The sequence below is a fragment of the Nocardia inohanensis NBRC 100128 genome (assembly GCF_001612945.1).
GTDB classification, from domain to species: domain Bacteria; phylum Actinomycetota; class Actinomycetes; order Mycobacteriales; family Mycobacteriaceae; genus Nocardia; species Nocardia inohanensis.
In genome coordinates, this window is sequence record NZ_BDBK01000001.1 from 626,963 (window position 1) to 643,397 (window position 16,435).

Sequence of the window (16,435 nt, forward strand, 5' to 3'; positions counted from 1 at the left end):
TCCGAGCAGATGGTCGATTCGGTCGCGCCGAATCACTGAACCGCACCGGGCTCGCGGGCCGGGAGCCGACACGCCGGGTCGTTACCGAGGTGACGGCGTATCGAGGAGCGCGCGGCAGCCGGACGGTTGACCAAACTACTGTGGGGTAGGTCACAGTTCGATAAGGGTTCGCCTCAACTGTTCCGAAAACCCTTTCCAAATTCTTTGCAGTGTCTTTACGATTGTCGACGGTCCGCTACCGCGGATGTTCTCCACAGCGTCGTGCTCTCACAGCCTCGCCCGCCGCTCGCTCTCGATGCCAGTACATGTTGACCGATGAACCGGGCGCACGCCGTCCGGCGAAGGAGAGATATGTCCACCGACACCGATCAGCCTCAACGGACGTCGCTTCCCGGACTCCCGGCTCTGGTGCGCCACGATCTGCCCGCTTCCCTCGTGGTCTTCCTCGTTTCTTTACCTTTGTCGATCGGCATCGCGGTGGCCGCGGGCGCCCCGGTCGCCGCCGGCCTGATCGCCGCCGTGGTGGGCGGGGTGGTGGCCGGCCTGCTCGGCGGATCGACACTCCAGGTCAGCGGGCCCACCGCCAGCCTGACCGTGGTCGTCGCGGAATCCATCAACCAATTCGGCTGGGCGGCCACCTGTTTCATCACCGTGCTGGCCGGCGGCCTCCAGATCGTGTTCGGGCTGAGCCGGATCGCCCGCGGGGCCTTGGCCATCGCTCCGGTGGTGGTGCACGCCATGCTGGCCGGTATCGGCGTGGTGATCGCCTTGCAGCAGGTGCACGTCCTGCTCGGCGGCAACTCGCTGAGCTCCTCGTGGGACAGCATCACCGGGCTGCCGCATCAACTGGCCTCGGTGCGCCCGGGCGACCTGTTCATCGGGCTGCTGGTGATCGCGATCCTGGTCGGCTGGCGGCGACTGCCCGAGCCGGTGCGCATGGTGCCCGCCGCGCTGGTGGCGGTGCTGGCCGCCACCCTGCTAGCACTGGTGCTGCCCACCAGCGTCGAGCACATCACCCTGAACGGATCGCTGCTCGAGGAACTGCGGCTGCCCCGGGTGCCCGGCGGCGGCTGGGCGACGGTGGCGCTGCTGGCGGTCACCATCGCGCTCATCGCCAGTGTGGAGACGCTACTATCGGCCGTCGCGGTGGACCGGCTGCGCCAGAACTCCGCGCGCCGAACGGATTTGGACCGGGAACTGATCGGGCAGGGCGCGGCCAACATGGTCTCCGGCATGATCGGCGGGCTGCCCATCGCGGCGGTCATCGTGCGCAGCATCACCAATGTCAAAGCGGGCGCGCGGGGTAAAGCCTCGACCATGCTGCACGGGTTGTGGATCCTGCTGTTCTCGGTGGCGCTGGTCGGGGTGGTGCGGCAGATCCCGAAGGCGGCGCTGGCCGGACTGCTGATCGTGGTCGGCATTCAGCTGATCAAGCTCGCCCACATCCGATTGGCCAAGCGGACAGGCGATCTCGTGGTGTACGCCGCGACCATCACCGTGGTGGTGTTCTGGAATCTGTTGCTGGGCATGCTGGTCGGGCTCGCACTCGCGGGCGCGCTGCTGCTGTGGCGGGTGGTGCGGGTCTCGGTGACCGCCGAGGCGATCGAGGGTGGGCGGTGGCGGGTGACCGTCGACGGCACCTGCACTTTTCTTGCGCTGCCGCGTCTTTCGGCGGAACTGGCCAAGGTGCCCACGGGCGCGGATGTCACCATCGAGATGACGGTGGACTTCCTCGACCACGCCGCCTGCGATGCCATCGAGGAGTGGGTGCGCCAGCATCGGCTCGACGGCGGCATTGTGCAATTCGTCGAGATGGGCACCGTGCGCATGGCCGGCACCGGCGACGCCCCGCCCGCGCGCGGAGACTCCCGGCACATGCTCAACGAGGTGCTCGGCCCGTGGCGGCGCACCGCCGCCCACGTCGATCCCATTACCGCGGGCATCGCGGCCTATCACCGCAGCCACGCGCACGTCGTGCGCCCGCATCTGGGCGTGCTGCGCGACGGTCAGGAACCGGATTCGCTCTTCGTCACCTGCGCCGACTCCCGCATCGTGCCGAACGTGATCACCAATTCCGGGCCGGGCGATCTGTTCACCGTGCGCAATGTCGGCAATCTGATCCCCGCCGACCGGCAGGACTCCTCGATGGAGGCCGCGCTCATCTACGCCTTGGACAAGCTGGATGTGCGCTCGGTGGTGGTGTGTGGCCATTCCTCTTGCGGCGCAATGGAAGCCCTGCACGGTGAGGCGGTCACCGGCTCCGGGCTCGACGACTGGCTCGCGCTGGCGCGGCCCAGTCTGGAGCGCTTCCGGCTCGGGCATCCGGTGGGGCGCGCCGCGGCGGCGGCCGGGTTCGGGCCGGTCGATCAGCTGGGCATGGTGAATGTGGCGGTGCAGTTGGAGACCCTCTATTCGCATCCGGTGGTGCGGCGCGGCGTCGACGAGCGCGGAGTGGTGTTGTCGGGTCTGTTCTTCGACATCGCTACCGCGCGAGTGGTGGAGGTCACTGTCGACGGAATCGCCGAAATCGATGATCTCCGGCAGCCCGCCGCGGCGCTTCCGGCCTGATGGGAGCCGTTTCCATAGGTTTGCGAAACATGCTTGGCGAGGGTTTCACCGGGGCGTAACATTCAAGCACGGTTTTTCTCAGCCTTTGCTAAGTCTTTACTCTTAGCCTGGCTCCACTCGTCCGGTGAGTTCTGTGGACAGCGCCGTCCACATCCCAATTCGATGCCCGCAGTACATGTTCGACATCTTCCGGAGCCGTCCAACTCCGGAGCAAGGAGCCGAAATGTCTCTCGACACCGATTCACCGCCAGGTAGAGCCAACGGCTGGTCCGCCAATCTCCTGCGCTACGACCTGCCCGCGTCCATCGTGGTGTTCCTGGTCGCCCTGCCCCTCTCGCTCGGAATCGCGGTCGCCTCCGGCGCCCCCATCGCGGCCGGGCTGATCGCCGCCGTGGTCGGCGGCGTCGTGGTCGGACTACTCGGCGGCTCCCCGCTCCAGGTCAGCGGTCCCGCCGCCGGCCTGACCGTGGTGGTCGCCGAAACCATCAACCAATTCGGCTGGAAGACAGCCTGTTTCATCACCGTCGCCGCGGGCGTGCTGCAAATCGTGTTCGGCCTGAGCCGGATCGCGCGCGCCGCCCTGGCCATCGCACCGGTCGTGGTGCACGCCATGCTCGCCGGCATCGGCGTCACCATCGCACTGCAACAGCTGCACGTGCTGCTCGGCGGCGCGTCGCACAGCTCGGCGTGGCAGAACCTGATCCAGCTGCCGGGGGAGCTCACCAGCCTGCACGGTGACGACTTCTTCATCGGCCTGGTGGTCATCGTGATCATGCTGAGCTGGAAGTACGTGCCCGGGAAGGTGCGGGTGCTGCCCGGGCCGCTGGTCGCCATCGTCACCGCCACGCTGCTGTCGCTGGTGCTGCCCGGCAACCCGGAACGAATCGTGTTGAGCGGCTCGCTCTTCGACGCCATCGGCCTGCCGTCGCTGCCCGGCGGAAACTGGGGCGCGGTCGCGCTGGCCGTGCTGACCATCGCGCTCATCGCCAGCGTCGAGAGCCTGCTGTCCGCGGTCGCCGTCGACAAGATGCACACCGGCCCGCGCACCAACTTCGACAAGGAACTGGTCGCCCAGGGCGCGGCCAATATGACCTCCGGCCTGCTCGGCGGCCTGCCCGTCACCGGCGTCATCGTGCGCTCGGCCACCAATGTGCAAGCGGGAGCGCGCAGTCGCGCCTCGGCCTTCCTGCACGGCATCTGGGTCCTGGTCTTCTCGGTCGCGCTCGCCGGGCTGGTGCAGCAGATCCCCAAGTCCGCACTGGCCGGTCTGCTCATCGTGATCGGCATCCAGCTGGTCAAGCTGGCGCACATCCGGCTCGCGCACCGCACCGGCGACCTGGTCGTCTACGTAGTCACCGTGCTCGGCGTGGTTTTCCTGAACCTCCTCGAAGGCGTGCTGGCCGGTCTGCTGCTGGCCTTCGCGATCCTGCTGTGGCGTGTGGTGCGCGTGGTCGTCGTGGCCGCTCCGGTGACCGGAACCGACCGCTGGCTGGTGAGCGTCGACGGCACCTGCACCTTCCTGGCGCTGCCGAAACTCTCCAAGGAACTGGCCAAGGTGCCCGCCGGCGCCACGGTGCTGGTCGAGATGAGCGTCGACTTCCTCGACCACGCCGCCTACGAGGCCATCCACGATTGGGCGCGCCAGCACGAGAGCAACGGCGGCACGGTCGAATTCGTCGAACTCGGCAGCGTCCCCATGGCCGATTCGGTCACCGGCCCGCCGGTGCGCGGCCGCGCCCGCGGCCTGCTCGACGACGTCCTGAGCCCCTTCCGCGAAGGCGACAACCCCGTCACCTCCGGCGTCGCCGCCTTCCACCGCCGCAACGCACACCTGGTGCGCCCGCACCTGGACGAGCTACGCGACGGCCAGAACCCGCACTCGCTCTTCCTCACTTGCGCCGACTCCCGCATCGTCCCGAACGTCATCACCAACTCCGGTCCCGGTGACCTGTTCACCGTCCGCAACGTCGGCAACCTGGTCCCCGAACACGGCCGCGACAGCTCCATCGAAGCCGCCATCTCCTTCGCCATCGACGAACTGGGCGTGGATCACGTGGTGGTATGCGGACATTCGTCCTGCGGCGCCATGAAGGCGCTGCTGGCCGGAGCCCCCAGCGGCCCCGGCCTCGGCGACTGGCTCAAACACGGCCGCTCGTCCCTGGACGCGTTCCGCACCGGACACCCTGTCGCCTCCGCGGCCGCCCGCGAGGGCTTCCAAATCCCCGAACAGCTCGCCATGGTGAACGTGGCCATGCAACTGGAAATCCTGCACGCCCACCCCGTGGTCCGCCGCGCCATGATCGACCGCGGCCTCACCGTCACCGGCCTCTTCTTCGACATCGGCACGGCCCGAGTCCTGGAAGTAACCACCGACGGCCTATCGGAAATCGCCGACGTAGACCTATCGGCCTTGGCCACAGCTCTCCGCTGATCCACCCCCGCCGAGTGCGCGAAGTCCCTCCCGGACTTCGCGCATTCGGCATGTCCGGGAGAAGGGCCGGTCAGAAGTCGGTGCTGCCGGCTGAGGCCGAGCCGGAGACGGTGCAGTCGGGGGATGTTGCGGCGGGTTGGGTGGTGGCGCCGGGGGCGACGGTGACGGTGATGGATTTGGAGCTGGTGCCGTGGGTGGCGGTGATGGTGTGCTGGCCCGCGGTGGTGGGGGTCCATTCGACGTGGGCGAGACCGTTGTTGATCATTGCCGGGCGGGCCTTGCCGATGCAGGTGCCGTTGTCGGTGAAGACAACGGGTGCTTTGAGGAAGCTGGAGCCGGTGGAGAGGCCGGTGCCGGTGCCTTCGGTTTGGGACAGCACCTGGAAGGTGCCGCCTACCTGGGGTTCGCCGTTCTGTTTGGAGACCGCGAGGGTGAGAACGTCGGCGGAGGCGGGGGGTGCGGTCAGGCCGACGGCGGCGAGGCTTGCGATTATGCCTGCGCCCCAAGCGATTCGGCGGTTCAGGTTGGCTTGCGACTGCACTCTCGACTCCCATCGTGGTCCCGATGCCGGGGTTGTCGAACCCTATCGTCACGCGGGTGTGAAGCACTAGAGTTTCATCTCTTTCGGGTGCCCCGAATCCGGGGGGCGGGCGGGGTTGCGGGCGCGCCTGCGGGGCGGGGTCGCGGGCGGGAACTAGCCTGTCCGAGTCGCCGGAGTCGGAGCGGGGTGGTCGGGGGAGCGGCCGGGCGGCGCGGATCGTGACATCGTGGGTAGTGGACAACCCTGTGGTCGGCGGCTGGATCGGAGTGGGATGGAAATGGTTGCGCAGTCCCCGGTTTCGATGAGCGTGGTGCCGGGCACCGTGCTGCTCGATCCGCAATGGCTCACCGAACGCATCGCCGACATGGGTGTTTCGTGGGGGACCGGGGATTCGCGGGTGTCGGGGACGCTGTGGTGGTGCATGGCGGCATCGTCGCTGGTGGATGCCGTGGTCGGGGCGCAGGTGGGGGTGCGGCCGGAGGTGGACCCGGTGCTGGAGCGGATCAGCTGCGAGGTGCGGCCGGACGGCGGGATCGAACGCGTGCTGCCGGTGGACGACGGCGCGCAGGCGGTGGAATCGGTCGGCCACGCCCTGCGGCACACCCTGTCGCGGGTGATTCCGGTGGTGGCGCAGGTGTGCGGGGCCGGGGTCGCCGCGCTGTGGGCGATCGTCGCCGACGCCATCGGCAACCGAGCCCTGGACGCCGGTGACCAGGAGGCCGGTGCACAGCTGGCCAGGGACGTTTCGGGGCGGCTGCCGGTCCCGCGGTTCAGTGATATCGGCGGGCGCACTTTTGTGCGCCGCATCTCCTGCTGCCTGGTTTTCGAGGTGCCCGGCTGCGAAATGTGCACCAGCTGCCCCAAACGACCTGCGGCGCAGCGCGAAGAGTTGCTGGCCGAACTCGCCGCGCGAGGCTGACGCCCGCGTGGGCGCAGCGTAGGACCCTCCCGATAGCATGGTCGCGCCGGGGGTATACCGCCGCGCAAACCAGAACCGGCGGGTAAGTCGCCCGCCTATGACGATGCCAAGGAGTGTCCAGCCGTGACCACCACAGCCGCGAACAGCCCAGTACCCCTGATCAGGGTGCCCGCTGGGACTACCGCGGGCACTGCGGTGCGCGAGGCGGACCTGCCGAACAAGGGGCCCAACGCCGTCATCGTCGTCAAGGACGCCGCGGGCGATCTGCGCGACCTGTCCTGGGCGCCCGAGTTCGACACCGAGGTCCAGGTCGTCACCGCCGATTCCCCGGACGGCCGCAATGTGATCCGGCATTCGGCCGCGCACGTCCTCGCGCAGGCCGTGCAGCAGGAGTTCCCGAACGCCAAGCTCGGCATCGGCCCGTACATCAAGGACGGCTTCTACTACGACTTCCAGGTGGACAAGCCGTTCACCCCGGAGGATCTGACCAAGCTCGAATCGCGGATGAAGAAGATCATCAAAGGCGCGCAGCGGTTTTCGCGCCGGGTGGTCGAGATCGACGAGGCCCGCATCGAACTGGAGAAGGAGCCCTTCAAGCTCGAGCTCATCTCCGACAAGTCGGGCATCGACGATCCTGAGGTCATGGAGGTCGGCGGTAAAGAGCTGACCATCTACGACAACCTGGATCCGCGCACCGGCGAGAAGATCTGGGCCGATCTGTGCCGCGGGCCGCACTGCCCGACCACCAAGTACATTCCGGCGTTCAAGCTGACCCGCTCCTCGGCCGCGTACTGGCGGGGCGACCAGTCCCGCGAGGACTTGCAGCGCATCTACGGCACCGCCTGGGAATCCACCGAGGCGCAGGACGAATACCTGCGGCTGCTCGAGGAAGCCGAGAAGCGTGACCACCGCAAGCTCGGCCTCGAACTCGACCTGTTCTCCTTCCCGGACGAGCTGGGCTCGGGCCTGCCGGTGTTCCACCCCAAGGGCGGCATCATCCGCAAGGAGCTCGAGGACTACTCCCGCCGCCGCCACATCGCAGCCGGATACGAGTTCGTGAACACCCCGCACATCACCAAGGGCCACCTCTTCGAGGTCTCCGGCCACCTGGACTGGTACCGCGAGGGCATGTTCCCGGCGATGCACCTGGACGCCGAACTCAACGAGGACGGCACCGTCCGCAAGCCCGGCCAGGACTACTACGTCAAGCCGATGAACTGCCCGATGCACAACCTGATCTTCCGGTCGCGTGGCCGGTCGTACCGGGAACTGCCGCTGCGCATGTTCGAATTCGGCTCGGTCTACCGCTACGAGAAGTCCGGCGTCGTCCACGGCCTGACCCGCGTGCGCGGCATGACCCAGGACGACGCGCACATCTATTGCACCAAGGAGCAGATGCACGCGGAGCTGACCACCACGCTCCAGTTCGTGCTGTCGCTGCTGCGCGACTACGGTCTCGACGACTTCTACCTCGAGCTCTCCACCAAGGACCCGAAGAAGTTCGTGGGCTCGGACGAGCTGTGGGAAGAGGCCACCGAAACCCTGCGCCAGGTGGCCACCGACTCCGGACTGGACCTGGTGCCGGATCCGGGCGGCGCGGCCTTCTACGGCCCGAAGATCTCCGTGCAGGCCAAGGACGCCCTCGGCCGCACCTGGCAGATGTCCACCATCCAGCTGGACTTCAACCTGCCCGAGCGGTTCGAACTGGAGTACACCGGCCCGGACGGCGCCAAGCATCGCCCGGTCATGATCCACCGTGCGCTCTTCGGCTCCATCGAGCGCTTCTTCGGTGTGCTCACCGAGCACTACGCGGGCGCGTTCCCGGCCTGGCTCTCGCCGGTACAGGTGGTCGGCATCCCGGTCGCCGAAGCCTTCGCCGAGCACCTCGATGCGGTCATCGAGCAGTTGCGCGACAATGACATTCGCGCCGAAGTGGATCGCAGCGATGACCGCATGCAGAAGAAGATCTTCAACCAGACCGCGCAGAAGATTCCCTTCATGCTGCTGGCCGGCGCGCGCGATGTGGAGAACAACGCGGTGTCGTTCCGGTTCCGCGACGGCACCCAGGTCAACGGTGTGCCGGTGGCGGAAGCGGTTTCGATCATCACCGATTGGATCAAGCGCCGCGAGAACGCATCTCCCACCGCGGAGCGCTTCGAGAAGACGAACGGGTTGGCGTGAGTGGTCAGGGCCCGGAGGCGGCAGCTCGCGTAACCACGCAGGGCCCCCAATCACGCCGAAAGGTGACAGCATGACTGAACGTACGGCGTCCGGCGGTCTCACCGAAGCTGCTGCCGGGCAAGAGATTCCGGCACAGCAGATCGTGGACAACGGTGTGGGCGAACCCGATCGCCTGCAACGGCTGTGGACGCCGTACCGGATGTCCTACATCACCGGCGCGGTCGAGGAACGGGATCCGGACGCGCCCAAGAAGACCGGGCATCCCTTCACCGACATCCCGTTGATGTCGGACGAGGACGGCCTGGTGCTGGCGCGCGGGCAGTTCGTGTACGCGGTGCTGAACCTGTACCCGTACAACCCCGGCCACATGATGGTGGTCCCGTACCGCCGCGTCGCCAATCTGGAGGACCTCACGCCCGAGGAGAGCCTCGAACTGATGGCCTTCACCCAGCAGGCCATCCGGGTGATGAAAAGCGTCTCGCGCCCCGAGGGCTTCAATGTCGGATTGAATCTCGGCGGCGTTGCCGGCGGTTCACTCGCCGATCACCTGCATCAACACATCGTGCCGCGCTGGAGTGGAGACGCGAACTTCATTACCGTCATCGGCGGAGTGAAGGTGATGCCGCAGCTGCTCCGGGAGACCCGGGCGCTACTGGCGCAGGCATGGAAGGAATCCGAATAGCGTGCTGAGCTTCTTCGGTCGCGAAACGTTCGCCAAAGCGACTGCGCCCCTGGGCAAAGCATTGGTGAGCACCGGTTTGACCCCGGACGCGATGACGCTCATCGGCACCACCGCCTCGATCGCCGCGGCGGTGACCCTGTTCCCCTCGGACCATTTGTTCTGGGGAACCATGGTGATCTGGCTGTTCGTCATGTTCGACATGCTGGACGGGGCGATGGCGCGGGCGCGCGGCGGCGGCACGAAATACGGTGCGGTGCTGGACGCCACCTGCGACCGGGTCGCCGACGGGGCCATTTTCGCCGGACTGGCCTGGTGGGCTGTCTACCATCAGAACAGCAAGGAACTGTTCGCCGCGACGCTGGTGGTGCTGGTGACCTCGCAGGTCATCTCCTACGCCAAGGCGCGCGCCGAGGCCAGCGGGCTCTCGGCCGACGGCGGGCTCATCGAACGACCGGACCGTTTGATCATCGTGCTGGTCGGGGCCGGATTCACCGGCATCGGCCAGTACTACGGCATCGAATGGTTGTCCTACGCGGTGTACGCGGCCATGTACGCGCTCGCCGTGCTCAGCATCATCACCGTTTTCCAGCGGGTGCTGGCGGTGCGTAATTCCCCGGGTGCGCGCGATGTGCTCGCGCCCGCGGTGAAAGCTCCGGAGGAACCGCAGCGGTGAATACCGATTTCACGTCCGCGATGACCGACAAGGCGTACGCGGCCGGGTGGGCGCTTGTCCGCGCACTGCCGGAAGGGCTGGCGCGCAAGGCATTCGATGCCGGCGCCGATGCGGCGGCGCGGAAAGCCGATCGCGCTGCACAGTCGGGGGAGCCGAATCAATTGCGGCGCAATCTGGCCCGGGTGCTCGGGACCGCACCGCAGCAGGTGCCGGATGCGCTGATCAAGGCGAGCATGCGGTCCTACGCGCGGTATTGGCGTGAGGCGTTCCGATTGCCGACCATGGATCATGTGGCGCTGGGCAAAACGCTGCATGTCGAGGGCACCGAATATCTGGAAGCCGGACTGGCTGCCGGACGCGGTGTGATTCTGGTGCTGCCGCATTCGGGGAACTGGGATATGGCCGGGGTCTGGCTGGTGCAGAACCACGGCGGATTGTCCACGGTGGCCGAACGCTTGCGGCCCGAAGCGCTGTTCGAGCGGTTCATGGCGTATCGGGAGAGCCTCGGGTTCGAGGTGTTTCCGCTGACCGGCGGTGAACAGCCGCCGTTCCCGCAGCTGGCGGATCGGCTGCGCGACAACAAGGTCGTCTGCCTGATGGGCGAGCGCGACCTCACCGGCAAGGGCGTACCGGTCACCTTCTTCGGTGAGACCACCTGGCTGCCCGCCGGCGCGGCCAAACTGGCCATACAGACCGGGGCGGTGCTGCTGCCCGTGCACTGCTGGTTCACCGAGGACGGCGGCGAGGGCTGGGGCATGCAGGTGTTCGCGCCCATCGACGTTTCTCAGGGCGTGCAGCCGGCTACCCAGGCGCTGGCGGATGTTTTCGCCGCCAATATCGCCGCCCATCCCGCCGACTGGCACATGCTGCAACCGCTGTGGGAAGGTGACTTGTCGCAAGCGCGACTGGACCGCATCGCCGCGGCGCAGCAGACACTGGGGTATTCGGAAACGGCGGCGGTCGCCGAATCCGAGGGGGATACGGGAGACGGCGCGCTATGAGAATCGGCATGGTCTGCCCGTATTCGTTCGACGTTCCGGGCGGGGTGCAGTCGCATGTCGTGGAATTGGCGCAGGTATTGATCGAACGCGGGCACAAGGTGAGCGTGCTCGCCCCCGCCGCCGACGACACCCCGCTGCCGGATTTCGTGGTGTCGGCCGGAAAAGCCGTCGCGATTCCCTACAACGGGTCGGTGGCGCGATTGTCGTTCGGGCCCACCGCGTATACGCGTATTCGCCGGTGGATCGCCGACAACGATTTCGATGTGCTGCATATTCACGAGCCGAACGCGCCGAGTCTGTCCATGCTGGCGTTGAAGATCGCCGAAGGGCCGATCGTCGCGACTTTCCATACGTCGACCACGAAATCGTTGGTGCTCAGTACTTTTCAGGGCGTGCTGCGGCCGTACCACGAGAAGATCAGTGGGCGGATCGCGGTGAGCGAGCTGGCGCGGCGCTGGCAGGTGGAGGCGCTCGGCGGGGACGCGGTCGAGATCCCCAACGGGGTGGATGTGCCCGCCTTCGCGCACGCGCCGCTGCTGGACGGATATCCGCGTGCCGGAAAGACCGTGCTGTTCCTGGGGCGTTTCGACGAACCGCGCAAGGGCATGGACATCCTGCTCGGCGCGCTGCCGGAACTGGTGCGCCGCCATCCCGGGCTCCAGGTGCTCATCGTCGGGCGCGGTGACGAGGACCGGCTGCGCCGCGAAGCCGGTGAGAACGCTTCCCACCTGCGATTCCTCGGCCAGGTCACCGATGCCGAGAAGGCGTCCGCGATGCGCAGCGCCGATGTCTACTGCGCCCCCAACCTCGGTGGTGAAAGCTTCGGCATCGTGCTGGTGGAGGCGATGGCCGCCGGAACCGCCGTGGTGGCAAGCGATCTCGACGCCTTCCGGCGGGTGCTGCGCGACGGCACCGCCGGCATGCTGGTCCCGGTCGGCGATTCCGCTCGCCTCGCCACCGCCATCGACGCCATGCTCACCGACGACGACAAGCGGGAAGAGTACATCAGCACCGCCAATCAGGTTGTCGGCGAATACGATTGGCCGGTCGTGGCCGAGCAGATCCTGCGCGTCTACGAGACGGTCACCGTCGGCGACGTTCGAGTCAGGACCGCCGGGTGACCGCGATGCTCACCGCCGATAGGAGCGTCGAATGATCACTTTCTCCGCGACCGGGATTCTGGTCCTCGCGCTCATCGCGGCCGTCGTCATCGCCATCGGCGTCTGGGCGTACACGACGGCGAATCGCCTGGACCGCTTGCACGTTCGTACCGACCAGGCCCGGCACGCGCTGGATGCCGCGCTGGCCCGCCGCGCGGTGGTGGCCCGTTCGGTCGCCACCACGCTGTCCGGGCTCTACGACCCGGCGCTCGTAGAGCATGCCCGCCGCCTCTCCGCGCTCGCCGATCGCGCCGAACGCTCCAACTGGCGCGACCGCGAGACCATCGAGAACCAGCTCGCCGCGGCGCTGTCCTCGGTCGATATCGCCCTGCTCCCACCGCAATTGGTGGCCGAGCTGGCCGACGCCGAAGCCCGCGTGCTCATCGCCCGCCGCTTCCACAACGATGCCGTCCGCGACACCCTCGCGCTGCGCACCCGCCGCCTGGTCCGCATCCTGCACCTCGGCGGTACGGCCCCGATGCCGACCTATTTCGAGATCGCCGAACGCGTGACGCCCGCCGCCTCGACGGGTCTGGAGGTGGATACGGTCCGCACCTCCGCCCGCGTCGTCCTGCTCGATGAACAGGATCGCGTCCTGCTGCTGCGCGGCTGCGACCCCAAGGTCCCCGACGTCCCGTTCTGGTTCACCATCGGCGGCGGCGTCAACCCCGGAGAAACCCTGCGCGAGGCCGCGATTCGCGAACTCTGGGAGGAGACCGGCCTCACCGCCGACTCGTCCCAGCTGCGCGGCCCCCTCTGGCGTCGCGTCGCGGTCTTCCCCTTCAACGGCGAACTCATCCGCTCCGAAGAACTCTTCTTCGCCCTGCGCACCAAGACCTTCGACCCGGAACCCGGCAACCTCGACTACATCGAACGCCGCTCCATCAACGGCAACAAATGGTGCACCCCCACCGACATCGCCCACCTCGACCACTCCGGTGAAACGGTCTACCCGTACCACCTGGACCACCTGCTCCCCGAGGCGATCGCCGCCGCCGACAACGGCACCGACCCCGAGGTCCGCTCCATCCGCTGAGGTGATACCTGCGAAAACGCGGCGGCGGGTTCTCATCGTGTCGAGCGACGCCGTCAACACCGGTCCGATCGATTGCGCGTGGGCATCGTCGACACGGCCGCCGTGGAGCGGGTACGGGACGCGATGGTGGAGTGCGTGAGCGGCGGCTACCCGCCGTATCGAGAACTCGCCTGACGCGGCAGTCCGCTGGGTGGGATGAACCTCGCGAAATCGGCGACGGGCGGGACCACGGCGCTACCGTGAGGTGATCAACGGTGAGCTGTGGCAAGGATTTCGGGTATGAAGCTGATGTACGCCCTGTGGGGTGACGGTCTGGACGAGCGGTTGCACGACGGCGAGTTGCGGCATCGGCTGGCCGCCGCCGGGGCGAGCGAGTTGCAGGTCAATGTGCGGGACAAGGATGTCGCCGACGCGACGGTCAAGCACAGCACCTACCCGGAGGCGATCGCGGCCATCGTCAGTGTGCGGACAGAGGGCGGGCACGAACCGGTGACCGCGGTGCTGGCGTCGGTGGGGACCGAGGTGAACGGGTGGATCGTGGAGGAGCGGACGCCTATCGTGCCGCCGCCGGTGGAGGACGGGGTGCGGGCCGACGCGCTCGCCAACTTCGCGTTGCTGCGGATTCCGGAGGATTTGACGCGGGAGGAGTGGCTGCATCGGTGGCACGACCTGCACACCACGGTGGCCATCGAAACGCAGGACACGTTCGGATACGTGCAGAACACGGTGCGCGAGGCGATCACGCCCGGGAATCGGGTGGACGCGCTTGTCGAGGAGCTGTTTCCGATGGCGGCCATGACCAGTCCGCACGCCTTCTACGGCAGCGGCGGGGACGACGCGGAGTTGCAGCGGCGCGTCACCCGGATGATGGAGAGCGTGGTCAGTTTCGGGGCGCACCTGAACCTGGATCTCGTCCCCACCAGCCGGTACGTGTACCGATTGAGTTGAGGCTCAGCCGAATCGGGAGCTGCGGACCGGGCCGGGGGAGCGTTCGGGAGTGCGTGGGCCGGTCAGCCAGGTGTCGCGGGTGGCGGTGACGAAAGCGCTCAGGGCGGTATCCGGGTCGTCGGGGGTTTCGCCGTCGCCGGGATCGGGAGCAGGATCGGCCGCGATGATGTCGGCGGCGATGTCGTGCTCCGGCCGGGCGTCGGCGGGCAGGTCCTCGGGACCGTCGTCGCCGATGCGGAAGCCGCCGCCCCACGGTTCGACCACGGTCTGCACCAGCAGGCCGACGGCATCGGCGCTCACCGGCGCGGGATCGGTCCAGCAGGACGCGTGCTCGTACAGGACCTGGCCGTCGGCGCGCTCTTTCAACGTGGACAGCAGTTCGCCGTCCACGCCGTTGAGGTCGTACGCGATCACGACCGTGTCGGGGCTGCCGGGCTCGTACTCCCGCGCGGGCAGGCCGAGCAGGTCCGCGGCCGCCAGCCCGAGGATTCGATCCGCCCGGCCGGGCAGCAGCGATACCGAGCGGGGCGCGCGGCCGGCGGCGGCCAGGATGAGGGCGAGCCGGTCGAGTCCACGGCGGCAGTTCTGCACGCTGTCACCCAGATACGCCCAGCGGCCCGACATTCCGGCGGCGAAACCGTAGGGGGAGTAGGTGGCCAGATAACCGCCGGTCAGAGTGAAATGCCAGCCGCGCAGGTCGTGATGGTCCAGCGCCGAAGCGTGCGCCGCCCGGTCGGCCCGGGCCAGCATGCGGCCGACCCGGTCGCGGGCATACAGCCAGCGGTCGTCGTCCGGATCGGGCAGGGCGTCGAATTCGGTTCGCGCGGCAGCGGTCCGGCCCGAGAGCAGCAGGTTGTAGGTGAGCAGGTAGCGCTCCGGCCACGGGCGCAGGATCGGCGTGTGCGCGGCCAGGGTGGCGGCTGCTTCGGCGTGGCGGTGCTCGTCCTCGAGCGCGGTGGTCAACTCGGTCAGCGCGAGGTGCGAATCCGGCCCGCGGCGCAGGGCTTCCCGCAGCACCGGCACCGCCAGGAAGGAGATGCCGCGTTCGATGCATTCGTAGCCGAATACGGTGAGCGACTCGGCATTCGACGGATCGGCGGCGACGGCGGAGGCGGCCTGGGCGAGATCGTCGAAGTCGACGGCCGCGGCCAATTGCGCGGTGAAGGCGGCGAGTTCGGTGAGCGGGGTGGTTTCGGCGAGGGGGCGCAGGGCGCGCACCGCTCCCGGCACATCGCCGTCGGTGAGCAGGGTGCGGGCCTGATCGAGTGCGTTCGTCATCGTGGAAAAGCCTGAACCAGGACGCCGCCGGCCGCAAACGAGTTTCGGCGGCTCACGAGAAGCGGTAGCGCCGCATCCATTTGGTCATGATCCACTTCTCGCCCGCGAGGACCGGCGCTCCGGCATGTTTGGTAGCGGGGTCGAGTTGGCCGAGCCCGTTGAAATACCGGAAGTAGACGGCCTGCCCCCGGCGTGGGGCCACGGTGACCCCAGCGTCCGGGAACAGGGTCTCGCCGCCGTCCGGCACGTCGTTGAGGTAGACGACGAGGGTGGCGGCCCGCTGTCCGCCGTTCGCGACCTGGGTGGCGTGACCGGGCTGATCCGGCGGGAAATAGTCGAAGTGCGAACGGAATTCGTCACCGACGCCGTACCGCAGCACCTGTAATCCCTCGCCGTTCTCCAGCGGCCAGTTCATCAGCGCCGAAATGCGCCGGTCCAGCCGATCGATCAGCGGCGTCTCCGAGATCTGGAACGAGGTGTTCGCGCTGGAGCGGTGGGCCACGACCGTCGACTGCCCGGTCTCCGGATCGACGACCGTGGAGCGTCGCAGCTTCCCTTCGGAGAGAGCGATCACCTGGTCGCACTCCTCCTCGGAGAGCACATTGTCGAACAGCACCAGTTGTGGCCGCTCCAGCCGTAGCAGCGAATAGACCTCTCGGTCATGGGCTTTGATGACCCGGCCCGGTGCGATGGGGCACGCGTCGTACCGGTACGACGATCCCGCGGGCAGCTCGCCGGAGCGCATCGCCCGCACCGCGGCGGCCGCGGCTTCCGGCTCGAAACCGTCCCCGACCATGGCGGCGACCATCGTCTCGGGCGTACAGCCGCGCTCGATATTCTCCTGTAGCCAAGCCCGCCACGAATCATCCAATGCCACAGTCACGTCCGCAGAGCTTAGGGCGACCGCGATCGGCAGGCGACCGTTATCGGGCGCGCGGCCGGGCGTCGAAGGCGTTGGCCGCGAACGAGGTACCGGAGAAGCGGCCGTGCCGCCAGTCAAGCGACGGTACCGGTGAG

13 protein-coding genes are annotated in these 16,435 nt (G+C 67.8%); 10 read left to right on the top strand and 3 right to left on the bottom strand.

The features are described from left to right. Positions 1-351 precede the first annotated feature (351 nt). Both NI1_RS03060 and NI1_RS03065 read left to right on the top strand, forming a co-directional pair. A complete protein-coding gene (locus tag NI1_RS03060; RefSeq protein WP_067813804.1) occupies positions 352-2,568 on the top strand; it encodes a SulP family inorganic anion transporter in 2,217 nt (738 codons plus the stop codon). Between the two features lie 223 nt (positions 2,569-2,791). Further along, the gene (locus NI1_RS03065) at positions 2,792-4,999 is read left to right on the top strand and encodes a SulP family inorganic anion transporter (RefSeq protein ID WP_067815175.1); all 2,208 of its coding nucleotides are present in this window, start codon (positions 2,792-2,794) and stop codon (positions 4,997-4,999) included. 70 nt (positions 5,000-5,069) lie between these two features. On the opposite strand, the gene NI1_RS03070 is transcribed toward NI1_RS03065, so the two are convergent. Continuing rightward, positions 5,070-5,540, bottom strand: coding sequence for a hypothetical protein (locus NI1_RS03070; RefSeq protein ID WP_067813806.1), 471 nt, complete (start codon positions 5,538-5,540; stop codon positions 5,070-5,072). 277 nt (positions 5,541-5,817) lie between these two features. On the opposite strand from NI1_RS03070, the gene NI1_RS03075 reads away from it, so the two are divergent. From NI1_RS03075 to NI1_RS03110, 8 genes are all read left to right on the top strand, one after another. Then, a complete protein-coding gene (locus NI1_RS03075) occupies positions 5,818-6,459 on the top strand; it encodes a (2Fe-2S)-binding protein (RefSeq protein WP_245663040.1) in 642 nt (213 codons plus the stop codon). A 123-nt stretch (positions 6,460-6,582) separates the two neighbouring features. After that, positions 6,583-8,640, top strand: coding sequence for a threonine--tRNA ligase (thrS, locus tag NI1_RS03080; protein ID WP_067813809.1), 2,058 nt, complete (start codon positions 6,583-6,585; stop codon positions 8,638-8,640). Positions 8,641-8,710: 70 nt separating this feature from the next. Further along, positions 8,711-9,322, top strand: coding sequence for an ATP adenylyltransferase (locus NI1_RS03085; protein WP_067813811.1), 612 nt, complete (start codon positions 8,711-8,713; stop codon positions 9,320-9,322). A gap of 1 nt (position 9,323) precedes the next feature. Next, positions 9,324-9,995 carry a phosphatidylinositol phosphate synthase gene (gene pgsA / locus NI1_RS03090; RefSeq protein ID WP_067813813.1) on the top strand — a complete coding sequence of 224 codons (672 nt, stop codon included), beginning with the start codon at positions 9,324-9,326 and terminating at the stop codon, positions 9,993-9,995. A gap of 20 nt (positions 9,996-10,015) precedes the next feature. Continuing rightward, on the top strand, positions 10,016-10,996 hold the full coding sequence (locus NI1_RS03095) for a phosphatidylinositol mannoside acyltransferase (RefSeq protein ID WP_084522670.1): 981 nt from the start codon (positions 10,016-10,018) through the stop codon (positions 10,994-10,996). Further along, a complete protein-coding gene (locus tag NI1_RS03100; protein WP_067813815.1) occupies positions 10,993-12,117 on the top strand; it encodes a glycosyltransferase family 4 protein in 1,125 nt (374 codons plus the stop codon). Before NI1_RS03095 ends, NI1_RS03100 begins: the two co-directional genes overlap by 4 nt. Positions 12,118-12,151: 34 nt before the next feature. Further along, positions 12,152-13,192: an NUDIX hydrolase gene (locus NI1_RS03105; RefSeq protein ID WP_067815181.1), complete on the top strand. Its 1,041-nt coding sequence runs from the start codon at positions 12,152-12,154 to the stop codon at positions 13,190-13,192. 279 nt (positions 13,193-13,471) lie between these two features. Then, positions 13,472-14,140, top strand: coding sequence for an EthD domain-containing protein (locus tag NI1_RS03110; RefSeq protein WP_067813817.1), 669 nt, complete (start codon positions 13,472-13,474; stop codon positions 14,138-14,140). Positions 14,141-14,143: 3 nt separating this feature from the next. Here NI1_RS03110 and NI1_RS03115 read toward each other — a convergent pair whose 3' ends face one another. Next, entirely contained in the window at positions 14,144-15,418 is a 1,275-nt protein-coding gene (locus NI1_RS03115; protein ID WP_067813819.1) for a hypothetical protein, read from the bottom strand. 52 nt (positions 15,419-15,470) lie between these two features. Next, positions 15,471-16,301 carry a 2OG-Fe(II) oxygenase gene (locus NI1_RS03120; protein WP_218026667.1) on the bottom strand — a complete coding sequence of 277 codons (831 nt, stop codon included), beginning with the start codon at positions 16,299-16,301 and terminating at the stop codon, positions 15,471-15,473. Positions 16,302-16,435 lie beyond the last annotated feature (134 nt).

What these genes read in the sequence shown, in the direction of transcription:
- NI1_RS03060 (WP_067813804.1), top strand. Translation starts at nt 352, where the DNA reads ATGTCCACCGACACCGATCAGCCTCAACGGACGTCGCTTCCCGGACTC.
- NI1_RS03075 (WP_245663040.1), top strand. Translation starts at nt 5,818, where the DNA reads ATGGTTGCGCAGTCCCCGGTTTCGATGAGCGTGGTGCCGGGCACCGTG.
- NI1_RS03110 (WP_067813817.1), top strand. Translation starts at nt 13,472, where the DNA reads ATGAAGCTGATGTACGCCCTGTGGGGTGACGGTCTGGACGAGCGGTTG.
- NI1_RS03100 (WP_067813815.1), top strand. Translation starts at nt 10,993, where the DNA reads ATGAGAATCGGCATGGTCTGCCCGTATTCGTTCGACGTTCCGGGCGGG.
- NI1_RS03085 (WP_067813811.1), top strand. Translation starts at nt 8,711, where the DNA reads ATGACTGAACGTACGGCGTCCGGCGGTCTCACCGAAGCTGCTGCCGGG.
- NI1_RS03065 (WP_067815175.1), top strand. Translation starts at nt 2,792, where the DNA reads ATGTCTCTCGACACCGATTCACCGCCAGGTAGAGCCAACGGCTGGTCC.
- NI1_RS03115 (WP_067813819.1), bottom strand. Translation starts at nt 15,418, where the DNA reads ATGACGAACGCACTCGATCAGGCCCGCACCCTGCTCACCGACGGCGAT.
- NI1_RS03095 (WP_084522670.1), top strand. Translation starts at nt 10,016, where the DNA reads ATGACCGACAAGGCGTACGCGGCCGGGTGGGCGCTTGTCCGCGCACTG.